This window comes from Flavivirga eckloniae (assembly GCF_002886045.1).
Taxonomy (GTDB): domain Bacteria; phylum Bacteroidota; class Bacteroidia; order Flavobacteriales; family Flavobacteriaceae; genus Flavivirga; species Flavivirga eckloniae.
This window is the reverse complement of sequence record NZ_CP025791.1, coordinates 2,331,837-2,356,614: the sequence shown is the minus strand read 5'-3', so window position 1 is coordinate 2,356,614 and position 24,778 is coordinate 2,331,837. Positions and strand designations below refer to the sequence as shown.

13 protein-coding genes and 1 tRNA gene are annotated in these 24,778 nt (G+C 34.2%); 10 read left to right on the top strand and 4 right to left on the bottom strand.

Annotated features, from left to right (window positions below; genetic code table 11):
• Positions 1-2 precede the first annotated feature (2 nt).
• From C1H87_RS09605 to C1H87_RS09595, 3 genes are all read left to right on the top strand, one after another.
• The gene (locus C1H87_RS09605) at positions 3-1,949 is read left to right on the top strand and encodes a YgiQ family radical SAM protein (RefSeq protein ID WP_102755596.1); all 1,947 of its coding nucleotides are present in this window, start codon (positions 3-5) and stop codon (positions 1,947-1,949) included.
• A 234-nt stretch (positions 1,950-2,183) separates the two neighbouring features.
• Positions 2,184-2,900 (top strand): glycosyltransferase family 2 protein, encoded by a 717-nt coding sequence (locus C1H87_RS09600; RefSeq protein WP_158655174.1) that lies wholly within the window; start codon positions 2,184-2,186, stop codon positions 2,898-2,900.
• Complete coding sequence (locus C1H87_RS09595) at positions 2,878-4,320, top strand: hypothetical protein (RefSeq protein WP_102755594.1); 1,443 nt, start codon at positions 2,878-2,880, stop codon at positions 4,318-4,320. The genes C1H87_RS09600 and C1H87_RS09595 overlap by 23 nt, the downstream gene beginning before the upstream one ends.
• Positions 4,321-4,336: 16 nt before the next feature.
• On the opposite strand, the gene polA is transcribed toward C1H87_RS09595, so the two are convergent.
• Entirely contained in the window at positions 4,337-7,189 is a 2,853-nt protein-coding gene (gene polA / locus C1H87_RS09590) for a DNA polymerase I (RefSeq protein WP_102755593.1), read from the bottom strand.
• A gap of 94 nt (positions 7,190-7,283) precedes the next feature.
• Positions 7,284-7,880: an RNA polymerase sigma factor gene (locus C1H87_RS09585; protein WP_102758227.1), complete on the bottom strand. Its 597-nt coding sequence runs from the start codon at positions 7,878-7,880 to the stop codon at positions 7,284-7,286.
• Positions 7,881-8,002: 122 nt separating this feature from the next.
• On the opposite strand from C1H87_RS09585, the gene C1H87_RS09580 reads away from it, so the two are divergent.
• The 6 genes from C1H87_RS09580 to C1H87_RS09555 all read left to right on the top strand — a co-directional run bounded on the left by C1H87_RS09580 (position 8,003) and on the right by C1H87_RS09555 (position 19,525).
• Positions 8,003-9,151: a FecR family protein gene (locus C1H87_RS09580; RefSeq protein ID WP_102755592.1), complete on the top strand. Its 1,149-nt coding sequence runs from the start codon at positions 8,003-8,005 to the stop codon at positions 9,149-9,151.
• A 180-nt stretch (positions 9,152-9,331) separates the two neighbouring features.
• On the top strand, positions 9,332-12,769 hold the full coding sequence (locus C1H87_RS09575) for a TonB-dependent receptor (protein ID WP_102755591.1): 3,438 nt from the start codon (positions 9,332-9,334) through the stop codon (positions 12,767-12,769).
• Positions 12,770-12,792: 23 nt separating this feature from the next.
• A complete protein-coding gene (locus C1H87_RS09570; RefSeq protein ID WP_102755590.1) occupies positions 12,793-14,304 on the top strand; it encodes a RagB/SusD family nutrient uptake outer membrane protein in 1,512 nt (503 codons plus the stop codon).
• A gap of 256 nt (positions 14,305-14,560) precedes the next feature.
• The gene (locus tag C1H87_RS09565) at positions 14,561-17,875 is read left to right on the top strand and encodes a VCBS repeat-containing protein (protein ID WP_102755589.1); all 3,315 of its coding nucleotides are present in this window, start codon (positions 14,561-14,563) and stop codon (positions 17,873-17,875) included.
• A gap of 63 nt (positions 17,876-17,938) precedes the next feature.
• Positions 17,939-19,174: a metallophosphoesterase gene (locus C1H87_RS09560; protein WP_102755588.1), complete on the top strand. Its 1,236-nt coding sequence runs from the start codon at positions 17,939-17,941 to the stop codon at positions 19,172-19,174.
• 54 nt (positions 19,175-19,228) lie between these two features.
• Positions 19,229-19,525 carry a thioredoxin family protein gene (locus tag C1H87_RS09555; protein WP_102755587.1) on the top strand — a complete coding sequence of 99 codons (297 nt, stop codon included), beginning with the start codon at positions 19,229-19,231 and terminating at the stop codon, positions 19,523-19,525.
• Positions 19,526-19,765: 240 nt separating this feature from the next.
• On the opposite strand, the gene C1H87_RS09550 is transcribed toward C1H87_RS09555, so the two are convergent.
• Both C1H87_RS09550 and C1H87_RS09545 read right to left on the bottom strand, forming a co-directional pair.
• Positions 19,766-20,416 carry a polysaccharide deacetylase family protein gene (locus C1H87_RS09550; RefSeq protein ID WP_102755586.1) on the bottom strand — a complete coding sequence of 217 codons (651 nt, stop codon included), beginning with the start codon at positions 20,414-20,416 and terminating at the stop codon, positions 19,766-19,768.
• Positions 20,417-20,425: 9 nt separating this feature from the next.
• Positions 20,426-23,728, bottom strand: a complete 3,303-nt coding sequence (locus tag C1H87_RS09545; RefSeq protein WP_102755585.1) for a DUF2723 domain-containing protein — start codon at positions 23,726-23,728, stop codon at positions 20,426-20,428.
• Positions 23,729-23,879: 151 nt separating this feature from the next.
• Between C1H87_RS09545 and C1H87_RS09540 the strand changes: the two genes are divergently transcribed.
• Positions 23,880-23,952: transfer RNA gene (locus C1H87_RS09540), tRNA-Gln, on the top strand.
• The last annotated feature ends 826 nt before the right edge of the window (positions 23,953-24,778 follow it).

Here is a 24,778-nt window from a genome sequence, read left to right as displayed (position 1 = left end):
TCATGCAAGAGTTAAAACTTTCAAATTGGTTGCCTACCACAAACAAAGAGGTTAAAATACGAGGTTGGGAAGCGCTCGACGTTATTTTATTTAGCGGCGATGCTTATGTAGATCATCCGTCGTTTGGTCCTGCTGTGATTGGTCGTATTTTAGAAAGTTATGGTTTGCGTGTCGCTATAGTGCCGCAACCTAATGTTAATGACAATCTTCAGGATTTTGTAAAGTTAGGAGCTCCCCGGTTGTTTTTTGGAATTACTGGAGGGTGCATGGATCCGATGATTAGTAATTATAATGCTAACAAAAAACGTCGGGATAAGGATGCGTATACGCCAAACGGCGATATTGGTTTTAGACCCGATTATGCCACGACAGTTTATTCAAAGATTTTAAAGGAAAAATGGCCAAACGTTCCTATTTTAATAGGAGGTATTGAAGCGTCGTTGCGTCGTGTAACACATTATGACTATTGGAGCGATAAACTAATGCCTACTATTTTAGAAAGCTCTAAAGCCGATATGTTGGTTTATGGTATGGGAGAACAACCTTTGCGAGAGGTTGTGAGGTTATTACAAAAAGGAGTGCCTTTTAGCAGTATTAATACCATAAAACAAACAGCAGTACTTTTAAATAAAGAAGCTAAAGTACCTAAGAATAGTAATTGGGAAGATGTTGAAATTGCATCGCATGAAGCTTGTTTAACCAATAAGAAGACGTTTGCATCTAACTTTAAGGTTATAGAACAGGAATCTAATAAGTTATATGCACGCCGAATTTTTCAGAAAGTAGGTGAAAAGACCTTGATGATTAATCCGCCATATCCTACTATGACGGAAAAAGAAATTGATGCTTCCTTCGATTTACCGTATACACGTTTACCACATCCTAAATACAATAAACGTGGCCCCATACCTGCGTTCGAAATGATTAAGTTTTCTATAAATGTACATCGTGGTTGTTTTGGCGGATGTAGTTTCTGTACCATTTCGGCACACCAAGGAAAGTTTATAGCGTCCCGTAGTCAGGAGTCGGTATTGCGCGAAGTCGATACCGTAGCCAATATGCCAGATTTCAAAGGGTATTTGTCAGATATTGGCGGTCCAAGTGCCAACATGTATAAAATGCAAGGGAAGATACAATCCATATGCGATAAGTGTGTGGCGCCGTCCTGTATTTCGCCCGTTATTTGCAGTAATTTAGATACCTCACATAAACCATTAACCAAATTATATCAAGCAGTTGATAGTCACCCGAAAGTAAAAAAGTCTTTTATAGGTAGTGGTATTCGTCATGATATGCTCGTACCGGAGTTTAATAAAAATGCAGATGCAAAAGAATTGGATGATTACACCGAAGAGGTGATGACAAAACACGTATCCGGTAGGCTTAAAGTGGCTCCAGAACATACGAGCGATCCTGTTTTAAAGTTAATGAGAAAACCGTCTTTTTCCTATTTTCATAAGTTTAAAGAGCGTTTTGACAAGATTAATATTAAGAAGAATTTAAAGTTACAGCTAATTCCGTATTTTATTTCAAATCATCCAGCTTGCGAAGCCGAAGATATGGCTAACCTTGCTGCCGAAACCAAGGATATGGGTTTTCAGCTTGAACAGGTACAAGGGTTTACACCAACACCTATGACGGTGGCAACTGTGATTTATTATAGCGGCTATCACCCTTATACCCTTAAAAAAGTAAAGACACCAAAAACACGTAAGGAAAAAGACGAGCAACACCGATTCTTCTTCTGGTATAAAAAAGAAAATAAAGATTGGATTAGAAATACCTTAAACAAATTAGGGCGTCAGGATTTATTAAAAGTATTATTACCAGAAAACGATAAATGGCGAAAAAACAAACCAGGTAAGCCTAAGCATACTTTTGATGATGCTGTTCCTTTTAATCAAAGAAAGAATAAGGCTAAGTTTAGGTCTAAGAAGAGAAGACGTTAAGGTTTTTATTTATTGGCCATATTTTCAGGGTTAAATGGTTTTAAATCAATCTGAAACGTAAAAGGGTATAATTTTTAGTCAGAAGTTATATTTTGTCGTAAGTTTTTTTTGGTATATTCGTTTTTTCATATACATTTTTCAAAATCATTATTTAAGGTAAATGGAAAAGCTATAATTTGTGATATGTATCATGTTATAGGAGAGTCTTTAAGCTTTTTTAAAAGAAATTCAAACGTGAAAATTCAATTATATGTAGTAATACCTGTTTTTAATGAGGAAGAAATAATCAAGGCTGTGGTTGAAGATTGGATAACACTACTCAATAAACTAAAAATAAGTTATAAACTTAAAATCTTTAACGATGGATCAACAGATTCGACCTTGGAAGAACTTAAAATGTTGAAAAATCATTATCCGAATTGTATCGAATTAATTGATCAAAAAAATTCCGGACATGGTCCGACAATACTTAGAAGTTATAGAGAAAGTTTAGATTCTGAGTGGATTTTTCAAGTTGATTCTGATAATGAAATTAAGGCGCATTATTTTGAGGATTTTTGGAAAGTTAAAGATAATTATGATTTTATTATAGGTAAAAGAGTAAATAGAAATTCCCCAGTTTTTAGAAAAATCATGACATATTTCTCATATCTTGTTGTCAAATATTTTTATGGTAAAGGTATTAAAGATGTTAATTGCCCTTATAGACTTATGCGGACAAATGTATTTAAAGACATTTTTATGAATATTCCTGATGATACATTTGCGCCTAATATTATAATTTCTGGTATGGCTTTAAGGAAAGGATTAAATGTGAATTCTTTTGATATTGAGTTTAATACAAGTGTAAATAAGGTTAGTTCATTAAGCTCTAATATTACCAAGTTAGCCAGAATAAGTGTTAATTCTTTTTTAGAAATTATCAATTATGCAAGAAAAAAAGAGTTATAAGGTATACCTTATATTTTTTGTTTTAATTCTTGTTTATCTGGTTTTCGCTATACAATATTCGCCCATTTTTGAAAAGCTTGGGAGTGATAAAGAAGTGTTTCAATATATAGGAATGCTTATAAAAAATAATAAATACCCTTATACAGATGCATTCGATCATAAGCCCCCTATTATATATTTAGTGAATTATTTGGGCTGTTTATTTACGCCAAATAGTACATGGGGTATATTTATTATTTTAAATTTTATGGGCTTTTTTAGCGCCTTACTTGTTTATAAAGCAGCATTAAATAGATTTCAAACTTTCATTTTACCCATGCTTATATGTGTTGCTTTTTTTTGTGTAAATAATAGCAATATCATATTACAAGAAGGCAATTTAACTAGGCAAATAGCGGCATTTTTAACTATATGGGTCATATTTCTCATTTTTACTAATAAAAGAACGAAAATTAAAAGTATCCTGATTGGTTTTATAATTGGGATTATTTTTTTTACGCAACAGAATGAGGTTTTAGGAGGGGTAATATTATCTGGGTATTATCTCATGTTTAAGAAAAATTTCAGTTTCAATACTTTAAAAAGTATTCTAGAAAATATTACTTTTTTTACTTTAGGACTGTTAATTCCTTTTATTGGAACTTTATTAATTGTTAATCATTGGGATAATTATGGTGACTTTATAAACCAGGTGTTTTTATTCAATTTTGATAATTATATAGAAGATAAATCGTTTATAACTAAAATAGCTGCGGTTGTATATAGGTTTGCTACTATTGCGTATTTGAATAAAGTTCTTTTAATTATTATATTATTAACACCTGTTAGTCTTTTGTTGTCAAAAATAGATGAAAAAAAATGGCACATTGACCCTAAATTTATAGTATTATTTACAGCTCTTATATTTCAAATAATATCTACTTCAATTTCAGGAAAAACATATGGTCATTATTTTCTTATGTTTGTTCCTTATATAATATTTATGTTTATTTTCTCATTTTATGAGAAAAGAACTAATTATAAAAATTTCCTTTTAATTGCTTTAGTAGGTGTTTTAATTTATCATTCTGTAAGTACATTATCTTATCATAAACCTAATAATTCTCTTTTAGAAGGTTTAACTAAGGAAGTCATTTCTGTTAAAAATACCGAGGGTCAGTTTTATTCATTAAATGGTAGATATCTAAGGGTAAACTTTAACCTTAATATAACCGCTCCATCAAAGCATATTTATACTCATTTTATGAATGAGGAAGTTGGTAAAGAGATTATTGAAGATTTACGTATAAACAAAACTAAATATATATTGTTCGACATTAGGGAAGATCATATAATTCCTGAATCATTAAAATCTTTTATAACTTTAAACTATAAAGAAACAATGATTCATAAAGACCACATTTTATTTAAGAGAAAGTAATTCTTAGATGAATTTGTTAATGCGCCTCCAACCAATTATCACCAATATCCAGATCAACATCAAGAGGAACATCCAGCTTATAAGCATTTTCCATTTCGGTTTTTACAAGTGACTTAATGGTTTCTAATTCGGGTTTGTATACATCAAAAACCAATTCATCATGCACTTGTAAAAGCATTTTAGATTTATAACTTCCTTCAGAAAGCTTATTGTAAATATTAATCATGGCAATTTTAATAATATCTGCCGCACTACCCTGTATTGGTGCATTTACAGCATTTCGTTCGGCTGCGCCTCGCACTACAGCATTTCTGGAATTTATGTCTTTTAAGTAACGACGACGTCCCAAAACTGTTTGTACGTAGCCATTATCTCTTGCAAAATCTACTTGCTCACTTATAAAACTTCTAAGCTTAGGATAGGTTTCATAATAAGTATCGATAAGTTCTTTGGACTCGGCTCGCGATAGGTTTGTTTGATTGCTCAACCCAAAAGCAGAAACACCATAAATAATACCAAAATTAACAGTTTTGGCATTACTACGTTGCTCGCGGGTTACTTCATTTAAAGGCACGTTAAATACTCTTGAGGCCGTCGATGCGTGAATGTCTTCACCATTCTTAAATGCAGAAATCATGGTTTCTTCTTTACTTAAAGCAGCAATAATACGAAGTTCTATTTGCGAATAATCGGCAGCTAAAAGCGTATAATCTTCGTTTCTTGGAACAAAAGCTTTTCTTACCTGTCTACCGCGTTCGGTACGAATAGGGATATTTTGAAGATTCGGATTGTTACTACTTAATCGTCCAGTAGCTGCAACAGTTTGCATGTAATCGGTGTGCACTCTACCAGTTGATGCTTCAATCTGTTCTGGTAGGGCATCAACATAGGTGCTTTTAAGTTTCGATAAACCTCTAAAGTCCAAAATATTTTGAATAATTTCATGCTCTTTTGCCAAATACGATAGAATATCTTCAGAGGTTGCATATTGACCCGTTTTGGTCTTTTTGGGTTTGTCTACAAGCTTTAATTTCTCGAAAAGAATGACACCTAGTTGCTTAGGCGATGCAATGTTGAATTCTTCACCAGCAGCTTCGTAAATTTTAGTTTCTAAAGAAGCAATGTCTTTGTTTAATTCTTCCGAGAGGGAATTCAGGAATTCCTTATCTAAATTAATACCTTCCAATTCCATAGCCGCCAATACACGAAGTAATGGGACTTCAATCTCATCAAAAAGTTTTTTGGTATTTGCTTCACCCAACTCTTTTTCGAAATGCTCTTTTAATTGAAGAGTAATATCGGAATCTTCAACAGCATATTCGGTTTGCTTATCTAAAGGAACATCCCGCATTAATAACTGGTTTTTTCCTTTTTTACCAATAAGCGTTTCAATAGAGATTGGTGAGTAATTCAAGTATGTTTCTGCCAGCACATCCATATTATGACGCATATCAGGGTTGATGAGGTAATGAGCCAACATGGTGTCAAATAATTCACCTTTAACCTCTATGTTGTATTTGGCTAAAACTTTGATATCATACTTTAAATTCTGACCAATTTTCTGAATCGTTTCGTTTTCAAAAAACGGACGCAATTGTTCAATAAGAGCTTGTGCTTCAGTTTTATCTTCTGGAAATGGTAAATAAAACCCTTTGCCTACTTCCCAAGAAAAAGCAATGCCAACCAATTCTGCTGTGATAGGATTTAAGCCTGTAGTTTCGGTATCGAAGCACACGGAAGTTTGATTCATTAAATTTTTAATGAAGAGTTTGGTGGCAATTCCAGAGTCTACGCTTTGATAAAAATGAGATGTAGTTTCGGCTGTTTTACGAGTATATTCTGATACGGTTTCTGTGTTTGATACATCTGAAACATCACCTCCAAACAAAGAAAACTGTCCAGCACCAGCAGAAGCTTGTTCTTTTGGTGTCGCTTTTGTTTCTGCTTGTTTTGTATTTGCTTCAGCAGTTTGTTGAGCATCGTCCTCAGTAGCAAATGTCTTGTTGAAATTGTCTATTAAACGTCTAAATTCTAACTCCTGAAAAATCTCGGTAACTTTTGGAATGTCTGGCTGAGACATTTCAAAATCATTCTCATTAAACTCAACAGGAACATCCAGCATAATGGTAGCCAACTTTTTTGATAGTATCCCCAATTCACCATTGGCTTCAATTTTCTCTTTCATTTTACCTTTAAGCTCATGGGTATTGGCTAAAAGATTTTCCATACTACCGTATTGTGCTAAAAACTTTTTGGCTGTTTTTTCTCCAACTCCGGGAAGCCCAGGGATGTTATCACTGGAATCTCCCATCATTCCTAAAAAGTCAATAACTTGTAAGGGGTCGGTAATTTCAAATTTTTTCTGCACTTCTGGAATACCCCAAGTTTCGTAACCACCGCCAAAAACAGGACGATACATAAAAATGTTTTCAGAAACCAATTGTGCAAAATCTTTATCTGGAGTTACCATAAAGGTTTTATAACCTTCTTTTTCGGCTTGTTTGGAAAGTGTTCCAATAACATCGTCGGCTTCATAACCTTCCTTAACCATGATGGGAATATGCATGGCTTCGAGTATGTTGTAAATGTAAGGAACAGCTATTTTAATAGCCTCGGGAGTTTCATCTCTATTCGCCTTGTATTCCTGATACATCTCAACACGGTCTGCGCTTCCACCTTTATCAAAACAAACGGCTAAATGATCTGGTCTTTCTCGCTTAATAACATCTAAAAGAGAATTCATGAAACCCATAATAGCAGAGGTATCAACACCTTTAGAATTAATTCTGGGATTTTTAATAAAAGCGTAATAACCACGGAAAATTAAGGCATAGGCATCGACTAAGAAAAGACGTTTTTGATCTGACATATTTTTTGTTTTGAAAGAAAATCAAATCTACAAAAAGTAAATCGTAAAATAATGCTTATACTGGTTTTGGTTTTTAAAAACATGGGGAGGTTTGTTAAACCTTAATGTTTCTATTTACTATAAATAATAAATTTATAATTAAGCTTACTTTTTCGCCAACCGTTTTACGAAGTATAGAAAATGCTTTAGTTATGTGGGCTTCTACAGATTTAATAGAAATGTTCAGGTATTCAGAAATTTCTATGTTGGTCAGGCCTTCTTGTTTACTAAGTAAAAATGTTTGTTTGCATTTGGGAGGTAGGTTTTCTATTTCTTGTTTAACCAGTGTTATAAGTGTTTCTAAAGTTTTTTCGTCTTCTTTTTCTACGATATAACTTAAGGCGTCTATATGTTTTTTCTCTAAAGAGACTACCGGTCTAAATTTTCTGTATTGATCAATAAATTCGTTATAAACAGATTTATATAAATAATTTTTAATAGAAAAATTGTTCTTTAAATTCGAGCGACGCTTCCATACTTTAATGAATACATTTTGCACAATATCTTCTGCTAAATCACTGTCGTTAGTGAGACTATAAGCATAAACACAAAGTTTATGGTGGTAGTTCTCAGCTAAAAAAGTATATGCTTTAGACTCTCCTTTTTTTAATGCATTAATGAGAGCAGAATCATTAAAAAAAACGGTTTTCATACTGATAAAATGATAAAAAATTGCATGGATAATTATCGAAATATAAAAAAAGTTATTTAAAAAGCTAGGGTTGTTTAAAATTATAGCGTAATAAATATGAATAATGAATTTATATCTCAATAATGGTATCTCCTAAAATCGAAAAGATAATTGCAAAGTATTTAACAAAACAGGCTTCTTCTTCAGAACTTGATGAGTTGCTCATTTGGCTAGAAGAAGGCGATAATGAAAAAGAGCTTTTAAGTTATGTGAAGGTAAATTATGCCATCGATTTTAATATGAAAGAGTTTGATACGAACCGCTCTAAAAAAGAACTTCTTGAATTTATTAATAAAGAAAAGAAGGTGTATGCCTTAAGTAAGGTTAAAAACATAATGAAGTATGCTGCTTTATTTATTTTGTTGTTAGGGTTGGGATACTTATATAATGAAGGGTTCTTTACTAATAAAACACCCGAATCCATTATTTCAGGAGACAGCATAACATTAGAATTAGAAAATGGAGATATTGAAATTCTTAGCGAAGACGGGTCTAAAAAAGTAGTAGATAAAAAAGGAAATGTAGTAGGAACTCAAAATGGAAGCGAATTACTTTATGTTAACGATGCTGAGCAAGAAACGTTGGTGTATAACACGTTAACAATACCGTATGGCAAACGCTTCAAGATTACATTATCCGATGGTACAAACGTGCATTTAAATTCCGGATCGTCATTAAAGTATCCTGTTAATTTTATTAAAGGAGAAACAAGAAAGGTGTACTTAGATGGAGAAGGGTATTTTGCTGTTGCAAAGAATGCAAGTAATCCCTTTATCGTAAATTCCGAAACTTTAAATGTTGAGGTTCTAGGAACAGAGTTTAATGTATCTGCCTATCCGGAAGATGCAACTACCGATGTTGTTTTAATTGAAGGTTCAGTAGGACTTTATGTAGATAGTAGTACATTGGAAGATGGTACAGTTATTACACCAGGAACCAAAGGAGCTCTTAACAAGGCTAATAAAAGTATATCTACAGAAGAAGTAAATACCTTTATTTATACATCTTGGAGGCAAGGTGGACTATTTTTTAGAAATATGCCATTTAAAAACATCGTTAAAAAAATGGAGCGTCACTATAATGTAAAAATCATTGTTACCAATAACACATTAAACAGTGAGGTGTTTAGTGCCAATTTTAATGATGAACCCATAACCAAAATCTTAAGTTATTTTAATGATAGTTATGATATCAATTATACTATAAAAGATAACACTATATATATTAATTAATCCTTAAAACTCTCTAACTATATGGAAAAACACGCATCTCAATAACTAATACAATTAGCTAAAACAATCACTTTTTATTTCTCCTATCTTGGGAAATAAAAAACCGGAAAATGCTACCAACATTCCCCGGTGGTTTAAGTGATTAACTAAAAGTCATTCACTAATTAAACATTTAAAAGTATGAAAAAATTTCACCTTAACAAAAGGGGGTATTTCTCTTTTGTAAAATTTGATTTAAAAATGAAATTAACCAGCCTTTTCGTTTTTGCATCTATTTTTAGTTCACTGGCCAATACAGGTTATTCCCAGCCAATAAATTTGGATGTGAAAAATGAAACTGTGGCTAAAATTATTGATAGAATTGAAGCAACTACAGAGTACAGATTTGTGTATAATACCAGATTTGTGAACCTAAAACGTAGAATTTCAATAAAAGCAAATAATAAACCAATAGAAGGAGTTCTAAATGATTTATTCAGAAAAACACAAACGACTTATAAAGTAAGTAATAAGCAAATAATTTTAAAAGATAAAAAGGGCAATAAGCCCAAAGAACAGGCAGCATTAAAAACTCAGGACTTTATTATTCAGGGTGTGGTTTCAGATGCTAAAGGGGTACCATTACCGGGAGCTAATATCATTGAAAAAGGGACGAGCAATGGAACGCAATCGGATTTTGATGGTAAATTTTCCTTAGCCGTTTCAAATGCAAATGCTACACTTGTTATTTCTTATTTAGGATATACAACAAAAGAGGTTGCTGTAAATGGGAAAACTTCTTTTTCTGTGTTATTAGACGAGGATGCAGCAGGACTTGATGAAGTTGTATTAGTTGGGTATGGTTCCCAGCTTAAGTCTGAGTTAACCGGAGCCGTTGCATCGGTAGACACCGAAGAGTTAACTAAAGCCACCTCAGCTACGGTAGATAATGCCCTGATTGGTAAAGTAGCAGGGGTACAGGTATCTGCTAATAGTGCTACTCCGGGTGGAGGTATGTCTGTTAGAATTAGAGGTGTAGGAGGTGTTAATAGCAGTGAGCCATTATATGTTGTAGATGGTATTCCTATCAGTATAAACCCAAATGAAAATAGTAGCCCGCTGTCATCTATAAACCCTAAAGATATCGAGTCAATAAGTGTTTTAAAGGACGCAGCCTCGGCAGCTATTTATGGAGCCAGAGCAGCAAATGGGGTGGTGTTGATTAAAACGAAGCGAGGTACCGGGCTTAAACCGACAATAAACATCAATATGTCTCACGGGTTTCAGAGCATCGTAAACGATTATGATTTAATGGATGCAAGTACTTATGCTCAATTTGTAAATGATGCTGCAACTAATGCCGGAAATACAGCGCCTTTTTCTAATCCGTCGAGTTTTGGTGCTGGTACAGATTGGATAGACGTGGTTACGAGAACAGCTTCGGTATCAGATTTAAATGCATCATTTTCCGGAGGTGGCGAAGCAGGTAATTATTTTTTATCTTTAGGATATTTTGATCAGGATGGTATTGTTATTGGGAGTTCGTTTAAAAGAATTTCCTTGGTCGCAAACGGGGATATGAATATGTCGGATAAGCTCAAAGTAGGGACAAGTATTGCAGTGTCGAGATCAGAACAACTTGCTACGGAAAACCCTAGAGGGCTAAACGATAATACACTTTTTGACGTTGCGATGCATTATCCAACACTTCCGATATACGATAGTAACGGTAATTATGCTCCAACGCCAAATGAATCGCCATATAAAGCCAGGCCAAATCCGTTATTTTATGTAGAACAATTAAGTGGCACACCACCAGAAATAAGGAATTTTAGAGGAGCGGTTTACTTGGAGTATAAAATCATACCAAACCTTACGTTTAAAACAAGTGGATCATATACTTATGGAAACACGTTAAATAGGCAAGTAGGTCGAATTTATGATTTAGGTGCTGCTATGTCTAATTTGCAATCGCTTCGAGTAGCTCAAAGTACTAATTCAACATGGTTAATTGAGAATACGCTTAATTATAGATACCAAACAGATAATCATAACTTTGATGTTATTGCAGGACAAAGTGCCCAGGAATCTGAATTCGAAATACTGCAGGCTGATGGTGAATACGACCAGGAAGGAAATGATATAATAACTACAGATGCGGCAGATTTAGCCTTATTTAATCAATTTCAGGATAATTCCTTAACATCTTATTTTGGTAGAGTTAATTATGGTTACAAAGGCAAGTATTTAGTTACTGCCAATATTAGGTTTGATGCTTCTTCCAGGTTTGGGTCAAATAATAAGTGGGGAACATTCCCATCGGTATCAGCAGGATGGAATATTCATAAAGAAGATTTTTTCCCGGAAGGTGGCGTGGTTAGCTCTTTAAAATTAAGAGGAGGATGGGGACAAGTAGGAAACGATGATACTGCAGGACTTAACTATGCATTCTCAGCCAATGCTACTTCAAACTTTGGTTATGGTTTTGGTAACCAGACAGGGGGTAGAGCTATTGGTACGGCAATAAATGGCGTTGCTAATCCCGACTTAAAATGGGAAACGGTTACACAATACGGTTTTGGTATTGATGCTGAACTTCTTAGCAACAGATTAACGTTGACTGCTGAATACTACAACAAGAATCAAACCGATATGCTGGTTGCAGTTCCTCAATCAGCCATTACAGGTTTATCTGATCCCGGTGGTGCCCAAGGTAATATTCTGCAAAATGTAGGAGAGCTCACCAATAGTGGTTTAGAGTTTAGTGTAACCTATAGAAATAAAATTGGAGATTTTGCTTATAGCTTGGGAGCTAACTTAGCTACCATTAATAATGAAGTTACTGAATTAGGTGCCAAAGGGGATATTCTTGCCTTTAATTTCAACAATGCTTTTAGAACAAGAACTTATGAAGGCGGGGAAATAGGCGAATTTTACGGTTGGGAAGCAGATGGATTGTTTCAGTCACAGGCCGAGGTAGATAGCCATGCAACTCAAAATGCAGGTACAGCAGCAGGAGATATTAGGTTCGTTGATCAGCTTACTGTTGATACCAACGGTGATGGTATACCAGACCAAGCGGATGGGGTTATTAATGATGATGATAGAGTATCTATAGGAAGTCCGGTACCTGATTTTACATACGGATTTAACATCAACCTTGAATACAAGAATTTTGATTTTTCAGTACAAGCTAATGGTACACAGGGTAATGAAATTTATAACTTAACCAAGTCTACATTACTTGATAATACAAGTGCTGAAAACAAAGGTAATTTTGTTCCCTGGACAGCATCCAATCCAACAATGTATCCAAGAGCTATTCAAACAGATCCTAATAATAACAGAAGATCATCCAGTTATTTTGTTGAAAACGGTTCGTTTATGCGTGTTAGACTTATTCAGTTAGGTTACACGTTGCCTTCAAGTGTATTGGAAAAGATTCATATTAACAACCTTCGAATATACACAAGTGTACAAAACCCTTTTACATTTACTAAATACTCGGGGGTAGATCCGGAAGTAGGAAATGCAATAGGCAATACAGCTGGAAACGCTACCAATTTGGCGTCTGGACTTGATCATTTTGTATATCCCTTAGCTCGTATGTTCACTTTCGGGGTTAACATTTCTTTATAATAAGAATAAAAAAATATTTAATTATGAAAAAAGTACTATATATATTAATTGCAGTTCCTTTTTTAGTAATCTCATGTCAGGATGACTTTATCGAAAAGGTTGACAAAAATGGCCTAAATTCTGAAAGCTTTATGCAGTTTGAAAGCCAGGCAAAAGAAGCAGTGACTTCAATTTACGACCCATTAACTCATTATGGTATGTATAATTGGGGTTTCATGATACTTGGAGAAGCACCAACTGATAATATTGAAAATGATTGGGGAGATGGAAGCTGGGGACCTCATGTTGTGAACATACATAATTTTAACTGGGAAGGTAGTAATACCTTTATCGTACGTAGATGGAACAGTTGTTACAAGGGCATTGCAAGAGCAAATTTTGTGTTGGAAAACCTTGATAAAGTTCAGGATTTCTCTAATGAATCTGAAGATCAACTCAGAGGAGAAGCTTTGTTTTTAAGAGCATTGTATTATTATAATTTGGTGAGTGCCTATGGTGATGTACCACTAGTTATATCATTATTGTCACCAGATGAGATTAATAACATTACAAAGTCTCCAGCTAGCGAGGTTTGGGCGCAAATCGATGCAGATTTAGTTGAAGCGTCGTCGTTATTGCCAACCACTTACAGTGCAGATGACCTAGGAAGAGCAACAAGAGGAGCTGCTTTTGGGCTTTTATCTAGAGTAAGACTTTGGACTGAAGATTACGCTGGTGCCGAAAGTGCTGCAAGTTCGGTTGAAGGTTTAGGTTACAGCTTGGTCTCTAGCGAAGATTATGTAAAAATGTTTGATGGAAGAATGGAAAACAGTTCAGAATCCATATTCGAAACACAATTAGTATCGGGACTTGGCGGTTTATGGAATGCGCATGCTACAGAACAATCCATATTAATGCACATATTCCCAAGGCTAGCGTGGGGCGATTATATGCACCCAAGACGTAAAGGTACCTATGATATCGTTGATATATTTGAAACCGGAGATATTAGAAGACAAGCTTCTATATTAATTCCATTTCAGGATGAATTATATTCAGAAACATTAGGGGAGTTAAGAACGTTCCCAGATACCGATACCCATCCAGATTTTAGATCGAATATTTTAAATGACGAGGTATACCAAATGAGAAAATTTATCTCTAACGATGATAACCTTTGGGGAGGTGGAGATGGATTTAGAGAAGGCGTGGCTATTAATATTCCGGTTATTAGATATGCCGAAGTCATACTTAATAAAGCGGAGGCTTTAGTGGAGCAAAACAAATTACCAGAAGCGTATGCCGAGCTTGAAAGGATACGTACTCGTGCAGGTTTGGATATGACAGGTATTAGTGCTTCAGACCAAAGTGCATTACGTGATCAAATAAAGAAAGATAGACGTATTGAGCTAATTTTTGAAGGTCACAGATGGGGAGATTTAAAACGTTGGGATGACCTTTCTAAAATTACCGATGCAGGTTTATCTTATGCAGGCCAGATAGATTATCCAATTCCATCTCAAGAATTAGATATTAACCCTAATTTGGGTAATTAAGATTTGAAATATTTATGAGTTTTATTTAGTTCGAGTTAATTTAGTTAGCAAAGAGGCTGTTTAAAAAGCAATATATTTTGCCGTTCAGAACATAACAAAGAATTTTATTGTTTTGTAAATCAAAATATTACAAATTTAAAGAGTTTTCCTGCCTGCCGCAGGTAAGTTCATTTTGTTCATAATGACATTTTTAAGCAGCCTTTTTCAATATTTAATAAATTTTCGAGAAACATTATAGAGGTAAAGAATCATTTTCATGAAAAAAATATCAACGATATTAATTTTTATTTGTCTTTTTATTTCATGTAGAAAACAAGAGCAACCCAAGCATTTGTTTACATTACTTACTCCAAAAGATACCCAAATTACCTTCAACAATAAAATTACAGAAACCGATAGTTTAAATTACTACATCTACCCTTACATGTATCTTGGTGGTGGTGTAGCAACAGGAGATTTTAATAACGATGGCTTAGTAGATGTCTTTTTTACTGGTAATATGGTTCCTAATAAACTATATATCAATAAAGGAGATATGGTTTTTGACGATGTTACTAAAACTTCAGGAATTAAAAGTTCAAAATGGCACACTGGAGTAGCCATAAATGATATAAATAATGATGGTTGGCTCGATATTTATGTAAATGTTTCAGGAAATGGTAACGAGAAAAGAAACCTTTTATATATAAATAACAAAGACCTAACATTTACAGAAAGTGCAGAACAATATGGTATAGATGATAACGGATGTTCCATCCAATCGGTCTTTTTAGATTATGATTTAGATGGTGATTTAGATCTATTTGTAGCAAATTACCCCAACGCACCTTTATCTAGCGGAAATGCGTATTATCTAAGTAGAATGAAAAACTTAGAATATGAAGAAAGTGATCATTTATATCGAAATGAGGGTCATGGGAAATTCACTGAGGTATCTCAAGAAATAGGAATAGCCAATTATGGCTTAAGTTTAGGTGTAAGCGTAGCAGATTATGATGGTAATGGTTATGATGATATTTATGTGTCTAACGATTTTAATACACCCGATAGATTTTTCTTAAATCAAGGTAATGGCACGTTTAAAGAATCGATAAAGGAAACGACTTTTCAAACCGCTTTATTTGGTATGGGCTGTGATGTGGCCGATTATAATAACGATGGGTTATTTGATTTACTTCAAGTAGATATGACTCCTGAAAATAACCGAAGAGCCAAAGAAAATATGGCTAGTATGAATGCAGAGACATTTTGGAGCACCGTAGAAAGCGGTTTTCATTATCAGTATATGTACAATGCTTTGCAACTTAATAGAGGCTTAGATAATAACAATCAATTAAAGTTTAGTAATACGTCTAGAATAGCTGGAATAGCTACAACAGATTGGAGTTGGTCGCCATTGTTGGTTGATTTGGATAATGATGGTTGGAAAGATATATTTATAACCAATGGTATTAAAAAAGAAGTAAATAACAGGGATTTCTATAACAAATTAAAAAAGGAAATTAAAAGCCGTAAAGATTTTACCGGACACATTTATGAAGATATGCCTTCTGAGCCTGTTGAAAATAGAGTGTTTAAAAACAATAGGGATTTAACTTTTGATGAAAAAAGCGAAGCATGGGGGCTAAACTTAAAAGGGTTTTCCCACGGTGCAGCTTATGCCGATTTGGATAATGACGGGGACTTGGATGTAATTATAAATAACACTGATAGTGAGGCCAGCATTTATAGGAACAACTCGGATACAGGCGATAAACATTATTTAAAGTTGAGGTTAAGTGGAACCGAAAAGAACAGAATAGGTCTTGGAACAAAAGTGTCTATTTATTATAACGAAGAAGAACAGCATCAGCAATTAACCCTTACCAGAGGTTTTCAGTCTTCTGTAGACCCAACAGTCCATTTCGGGCTTGATACAAATACAAAAGTAGATAGTGTACTTGTTAACTGGCCAGATGGTAGCAAGCAACAACTAAAAGATATTGCGGCAAATCAATTTATAGAATGTAGTTATGCAGATGCAACAAAAATAAACCTGAAAACAAATACAATACAACGATACTTTCAAAATATCACAGACCAAACTAAAGTGTCTTTTAAGCATGAGGAAAATAGCTATAGAGATTTTCATTTTGAACCTCTGTTACCTCATCAAACATCAAAATTAGGAACAAGAATTGCTGTTGATGATTGCAACAGGGATGGTTTGGAAGACTTTTATGTTGGTAATGCTCATAAAAGCAGCGGTGTACTTTATGTTCAAACGAAAGATTATACCTTTATAGAAAAAGAAGGCCCTTGGAAAGATGATAATTTGTCTGAAGACATGGGAGCTTTATTTTTTGATGCAGATGGCGATGGCGATAAAGATTTATATGTTGTTAGCGGAGGTAACGAATTTTTAAGACGTCCTGAATTGTTGCAAGATCGTTTGTACATAAACGACGGCGAAGGCAATTATATTAAAACACAAGAAAGCTTACCGAAAATGTATACTAGTAGTGGTTGCGTTAAGGCTTGCGATTATGATAAAGACGGCGATCTGGATTTATTTGTTGGAGGCAGACTAGTTCCTGGAAAGTACCCGCTACCGGGAAGGAGTTATATTTTAAAAAACGAAGGCGTTAAAAACGGTTTTCCAAAGTTTGTTGATATAACAGAGCAGTTGGCGCCAGAGTTGAAGTACGCTGGAATGGTTACAGATATGCTTTGGTCTGATTTTAATGCAGATGGTAATGATGATATCGTTATAACTGGAGAATGGATGCCGGTTAGGTTTTTTGAAAACAAGCAAACATCGTTCAAAGAACGCACTAATGATTTTGGATTAGAGGGAGATACCGGTTGGTGGTATAGTTTAGCCGAAGGGGATTTCGATAACGATGGCGATATTGATTATGTCGCAGGTAACCTGGGAGATAATTACAAATACCAGACAACCAAGGAAGAACCTTTTGAACTGTATTCGGCAGATTTTGATAATAATAAAAGTTTAGATATTGTATTTAGTTATCATCAAGAAGGGGAACGATATCCACTAAGAGGAAGGCAATGTTCCGCCGAACAAATTCCGCTTATTGAATTAAAATATAAAGATTATAGCTCTTTTGCTGTTGCTAGTTTGTCGGATATTTATGGAGAGCAAAACTTAAAAGAAGCCATTCATTTAAAGGCTACCAATTTTTCGAGTAGCTATATTCAAAATAATAGAAATAAAAAATGGGACATAACATCATTAGCCCCATTAACACAGTTGTCGTCTGTAAATGGTATTGTGGTCAACGATTTAAATTCAGATGGCAATCAGGATATTATAATAGCTGGAAACCTATACAGCTCTGAGGTAGAAACCCCCAGAAATGATGCAAGCTTAGGGCTTGTATTGTTGGGTGATGGAACGGGAGGGTTTGCTCCAATAGATTCTAACCAAAGCGGATTATATATTGGAGGAGATGTAAAGGATATAAAAGTGATTCAATTGGGTTCATCGGCTAAGGAAAAAGCTTTGCTGGTTTCAGCAAACAATGAAAAACTACAAATAATTAAAATTAACGAAACTCTTAACGATTAGTTAAATTAAAAGAGCAAGAGAAGTATTAAATTAGAATACCGTTATCTTTGATAAAAAAGAAATATGCTTCGTTTGATACTATTTATCTTAATCTTATTGATTTTAGATTTTTATACATTTCAAGCTTTTAAAGTAACTTTTAAGAGTCAGATTGTAACATATATTTTCACTTTTCTTTCATTAGTTGTTTTAGGAAATTTTTTCTACCAAATTTTTACTTTCGACAGATCCAACGGAATTCAATTCCAGTTTTCGTTAGCATTAATTTTGTTAGTTTTATTTTATGTTCCTAAAATTTTTATTGCCGTTACTTTATTAGGAGAAGATATATTTAGGTTTTTTTCTTATGGTTTAGAAAACGATGTAAGAACATCTATAGAAGGAGGAACTACTTTAGGGGGTAGACGTAAGTTTATTTCGCAGATAGCATTGGGTTTGGCAGCACTTCCTTTTGCTTCAATTTTATATGGTGTTTTTAGAGGAAAATACAATTACAAAGTATTAAAATATACCCTGCATTTTGATGATTTGCCTAAAGCTTTCGATGGGTATAAGCTAACTCAAATTAGTGATATCCATTCTGGGAGTTTCGACAATGTGGAAAAGGTAAAGTATGCGGTCGATTTAATAAACGAACAGCAAAGTGATGTGATATTATTTACGGGTGATATCGTAAATAATAGAGCAGAAGAACTAGTGCCATATAAAGATGTTTTTGGTAAGCTAAAGGCAAAAGACGGTATGTACTCTGTATTGGGAAATCATGATTATGGCGATTATGTGGCATGGGAATCTGAAGAAGTTAAAAAGCAAAATTTAGAAGATTTAAAAGTACTGCAAAAAGACATAGGGTTCGACGTATTGCTAAATGAAAGTAGATATTTAGAGAAAGAGGGCGAACGTATAGCCTTGGTGGGAGTAGAAAACTGGGGCGCTGGAGGATTTAAAACGGCAGGCGATTTAAAAAAGGCTTCCAGTGTTATAGATAAAGATGATTTTAAAATTTTAATGAGTCACGATCCGTCGCATTGGGAAAAAAAGGTGATTCAAGACGATTACCACTACCACTTAACACTAAGCGGTCATACCCATGGTATGCAGTTTGGTATTGAAATACCCGGTTGGTTTAAATGGAGTCCTGTAAAATGGCGTTATAAGTACTGGGCTGGCATTTATGAAGAACTGGGGCAGTATATAAATGTAAATAGAGGTTTTGGATATTTAGCGTTTCCAGGACGTGTTGGAATATGGCCAGAAATAACAGTTATAGAACTTAAAAAGGGCTCAGATAATGCATAGTTATTAAGAAATGCTATATTTGTATAAGAAGATTTGACTAAAAACTACTGAAATATGTCAAAATTTGGTGAACTTATAGATGTTGAAATTCCTGTTCTGTTGGATTTTTATACAGAATGGAATGATCAATCAACAGCAATGCACCTTGTATTAAGGGATGTAGCCGCTGCACTAGGAGACAAAGCTAAAGTTATAAAGATTGATGTTGAAAAGAACGAAGAACTTGCTGAAGCCTTAAGAGTGAAAACTTTACCAACTCTTATTATCTATAAAGACGGGGAGATGAAATGGCGCCAAAGCGGAGAGCAGGACGCCAATACCCTTATAGGTATTATTCAGCAATACTCATAAATTCCTGCGATATGTGCTGAACTTGTTTCAGTATAAGGTAGGGCCTTTTTCAAAATAAGCTTTAAATAGCGGCACGCACTAAATATTTATATGTGGTACATCCTTAGTCATGGTGGGCCTAGATATATAGTGTATTTTAAATAACTTCAAATTTAATAGATTTCGATAGCGCTCGACCCAACAACAGGTTATTTGTTAATTAGTAAACATTATTTATTAGTAAATAGTATTCGTATCTATCTATATAGCTTTAAAACTATAGCCTAACATACTAAAATGCTTTAGCACTTTTGGTAAAGCGTATTGCATGTTTTTTGATGCTTTTACGCTATCGTGAAATACAATAATACTACCATTGGTTGTTTTGCCTGTAATGTTGTTTAAACAAGCTTCTTTGCTGATTTTTTTATTCCAATCGAACGATAGCACATCCCACATAATTATTTTGTAGTCTAACCCTATTAACTTTTTCCCTTGCTTAGGGGTTATCTGTCCGTAAGGTGGACGAAACAAATTCTTAATCCCAAATTCTGAGTTCGGGATTTTACGTTCAATAACGTCCTGAGTTTTAGAAACATTTTTTAAATAATCGGCTGTTTTTGTTTTCCAACCTTTAAGATGATTATAGGTGTGGTTGCCAATACTATGTCCTGCAGCTAGAATATCAAGAAATATATCTGGATGCTTTTCTATATTATTACCAATACAAAAAAAGGTAGCTTTTGCCTTGTATTCTTTTAGTGTATCCAATACCCAATTAGTGATCTCAGGTGTTGGACCGTCATCAAATGTTAGGTATATCTCTTTGCTGTTAGAAACCATATTCCAAATATAATTTGGGAATACTTTCTTTAAAAGCAAAGGTGTTTTTACTGGAATAAAGGCATCCATAGAAGAAGGTTAATTCGGGGTACTATCTGTTGTAGGGACATCTTTATCAACTTTTTGAACAGGCTCTTCTACCTCCGGCTCATCGCCATAAAAATGTTTAAAGGCTCTTAGGTAATTGTTAAATATATCACCTTCGGCTTCAGCAAACTCAATATCATATTTTATTAAAACATCTACCAATCCTTTATAGCGTTGAATGTCCGTATAAATATCTTCAAATAAACGTTCTTGATTATATGTTTTTAAGCTACTGTAATAACTTAAGTTTTCCTGATATTTTTTTGCTACATCCTTAAATAACTGTTGAGCCTTTTCTTTATTTCCTACTTCGTAATAGGCGCCAATGTAAGGCTCTAAAAGCGTATAGTAACCAAAATGTTCCACAGGCATATTAGCCATAGCAATATCTGCTATCTCTTCGGCTTTATCCAATTTATCCTCATTAATTAAATTTTCAATTAATCGAGCTAAATTACCTCTGTAAGTTATTGAGTTTTTGCGAGTTTCCACATCGTGGTAAATATCCGGACTACCACTATTTCCCCAATCCCATTTTTTAACCTTTTCGTACATAAGATCTGTATCCACACGTCCCATATCAAAAGGATTTGCTCTATTAATGGGTGTACTTATAGGAACTAACTTGTAGCACATACCATCAAGTTGCAGGTAATCTTTCATCCAGATATAATCATCGTCGCCAAAACTACCGCCTGTAAAATATATAGGGCGTTTCCAGTCGTTATTAGCAACAATGTCTAGCATAAGTAATCTGTTTTTATAAAGTGCACCTCCCTTGATGTTTATATCGATATGAGATACTATTTTATCGGCATCTTCTGGTTTTACTATTCCAGAACGTAATGCATTTTCTTTGTTAACGGGAATTCGTAAATAATTTGACGGAAGATATCTTCCGTTGAGTTCTTGACTAGGATATTGACTGATGTCTGCATCGGTATAATTCTGCAAATAATATTTAAATCTGGTTTTAGGGCTCTCGCTTGTTATAAAATTTAGCGCAGATTTTATCCCTATAGTATCATTTGCCATTTTTACGATTCTAACATAATCGTTTGTTCCTAATTTATAATCGTTGTGCGTAAGTTGCGATGGTATAGGATCGCTATCATAAGCTTTACGCTTCATTTGGTCTATATACCAGTCTGTTTGGAATAAACTTGTATTTACAACGCGTACATCGGTTCTATAGCCTTCAATTTCTTGAGCGTACCAAAGCGCGAATGTGTCATTGTCGCCAATGGTAAATAAAATACCATTTTCTGCACAAGAATCCAGATACTTTTTGGCCATAGCATTTGCAGTATATTTGCCAGACCTGTCATGATCGTCCCAGTTATTGGCAGCTAAAATACTTGGAACAAGTATTAAGCAAGCTGCTGCGATAATAGGTGCAGCTAATTTTTCCGGTACGTATTTTTTTAAGACATCGAAAATGGCATATACGCCAAAACCAATCCAAACAGCAAATACATAAAAAGACCCAACCACAGAGTAGTCGCGTTCACGAGGCTCAAATGGACGTACATTGGTATACACCTGGATGGCAATTCCTGTAAAAAGGAAAAAAACAAGCATAGTCCAGAACAGTTTTTTGTCTTTATTGAATAAAAAGAAAAAGCCAAAAAGCCCTAAAAGAAATGGCAAAAGATAATATGTGTTTCTGGCTTTGTTATTCTTAACATCCCCCGGTAAATTATCTTGCGAAAAACCTAATAGGATTTCGTCTATAAACTTTATACCAGTTATCCAGTTTCCATGATTATCATAGCGTCCTTGTATATCGTCTTGTCTACCCGAGAAATTCCACATAAAATAACGCCAATACATATAACCAAGTTGATACTCGAACATGTATGCTATATTATGCATTAATGATGGTTTCTCAACATCAATATATTGCTGGAATTGTTTTAAGAAGGAATGATAATCCTCATAATCTACATTGCCTTGAACGACATCATTTTTAAAATTTGAAATAGCCGTTCTCAATTTGTTTTCCATTTGATATTCCGGTTTTAACTTAAAGTTTAAAAATCCGGAAAACATCATATAATTTTCGGCGTGTTCAGAACTCCACATACGCGGAAGAATGGAAGCGTGTTTTGAATTGTAATTTTGCTTAGCGTTTTTATAATCGTTTACTATGACATATTTGCCTTTGGCTTCGTCTTTTTCATATTTTGGCTTATCATCTACGTAAGGATTGTTTTCATCAAGATAAGCGTATTGATCTGTAAACTGAGGACCATAAAACAAATGAGTCTCAGGATATTGTTCTAAGTTGTAATAAGCTAGTAGTTCTCTGGCACTCGACGGGTTATTTTCGTTAATTACAACATTGGCATTAGCGCGAATAGGAAGCATTAACCAAGTAGAAAACCCTACAATAACAAATGCTATACATAGAATACCTGTATTTAAATGAACAAAGTTTTTTTGTCTGGTATAGCGTAAAGCATAATAAATAACCCCCACTAATAAGATCCCTGCAATTATGGAACCCGAATTAAATGGCAGTCCAACAGTATTCACGAAAAAGATTTCGAAAGAACTAAATATTTTAAGAATATTAGGCGCTAAAAGTTTAAAAATGAATAATAAAACCGCTACCGAAACTGCATTAGCAATGATGAAGTTTTTAATTGTAATGGTTTTATAGTTTTTAAAATAATATACAAGACCAATAGCAGGAATGGTAAGCAGTCCCATAAAGTGAACTCCAAAAGACAGTCCGATAACAAAGGCAATTAAAATAAGCCAACGATTACCACGAGGTTTGTCCATGTCTTGTTCCCAACGTAAACCTAACCAGAAAAGAATAGCCATAATTAGCGTAGCCATAGCATATACTTCGGTTTCAACAGCATTAAACCAAAAAGAATCTGTAAATGTAAAAGCTAAACTACCAACTAAGCCACTTCCAAGAATGGTGATAGATTGGTTTTTGTTAAGATCTTCGTTATTGCCAACAAGTTTTTTCAACAATAAGGTAATTGTCCAAAACATAAACAAAATAGTAAATGCGCTGGATACGGCACTCATCATATTCATGACCCAACCAATTTGCGAGGGCTCTAGAGCAAAAATGGAGAAAAAGGCACCAAACATTTGAAATAAAGGAGCTCCCGGTGGGTGACCAACTTGTAACTTAGAAGATGTTAAAATGTACTCGCCTGCATCCCAGAAGCTAACGGTAGGTTCAACTGTTAAAGTGTAGGTGATTAGGGCTATTAAAAAAGAGAGCCAACCTAAAATAGTGTTCCATTTTTTAAAGTCGAAATGTGCCATGTATATCAATAAATTTATTTGCTATGGCGAATTTAATAATAAATATGTTATTCCTTAGCTTTTTAAGGAAACGTTAAGTAATGAAAATTATTTTTAAAAAATACTTGTACAAATAAAACTTTGTACTAAATTTGCACCCTCAATTGCACATTGGCCTATGGTGTAACTGGCAACACGTCTGGTTTTGGTCCAGAAGAGTCTAGGTTCGAGCCCTAGTAGGCCAACAGAATTGTAATCCCGATCATTAATTTGGTTGGGATTTTTTTTGAAATGAAATTACTCTGGGGCGAGAAGTTTATGCTGAGCGGAGTCGAAGTAAGCCCTAGTAGGCCAACAGAATTGTAATCCCGATCATTAATTTGGTTGGGATTTTTTTTGAAATGAAATTACTCTGGGGCGAGAAGTTTATGCTGAGCGGAGTCGAAGTAAGCCCTAGTAGGCCAACAGAATTGTAATCCCGATCATTAATTTGGTTGGGATTTTTTTTGAAATGAAATTACTCTGGGGCGAGAAGTTTATGCTGAGCGGAGTCGAAGTAAGCCCTAGTAGGCCAACAGAATTGTAGATCCTGATCATTAATTTGATTGGGATTTTTTTATGGAGTAGAATTATTTTGGGCGAGAAAATGAAAAGTTTATGCAAGACCTTGTGAAAAAATAAGAGAAATCCTTATTAATTGTAAGGATGAACCTTAGCTGTTCTTAGTTTCAATGTATTAGTTTTGATGGAGTAAGTGTGGACTATTTTTAATAATGGTTTTTTGTTAAGAAATAACACTATCAAGAGGATATTAAGAGGTCATGATCAAAAAATTAAAGGAACTTTGGTATTAGATGGAAAAGAACTTTCTTATAATGCATATTTGTCAAGAGCAAATCATACTCATATAAGTACATTTGGTTATTTTAACACTCATAGGAGAGAAGGATGAGTCTTAAATGCGGGTAACAATGGAGGAACAATTAAAGGGCAATTTTTCTATCTTTCTAACCAAATTATGGGAGCTGATTTTCCTGTTTTAAGAGTAGATTTTAACAGTACTGAAGATTA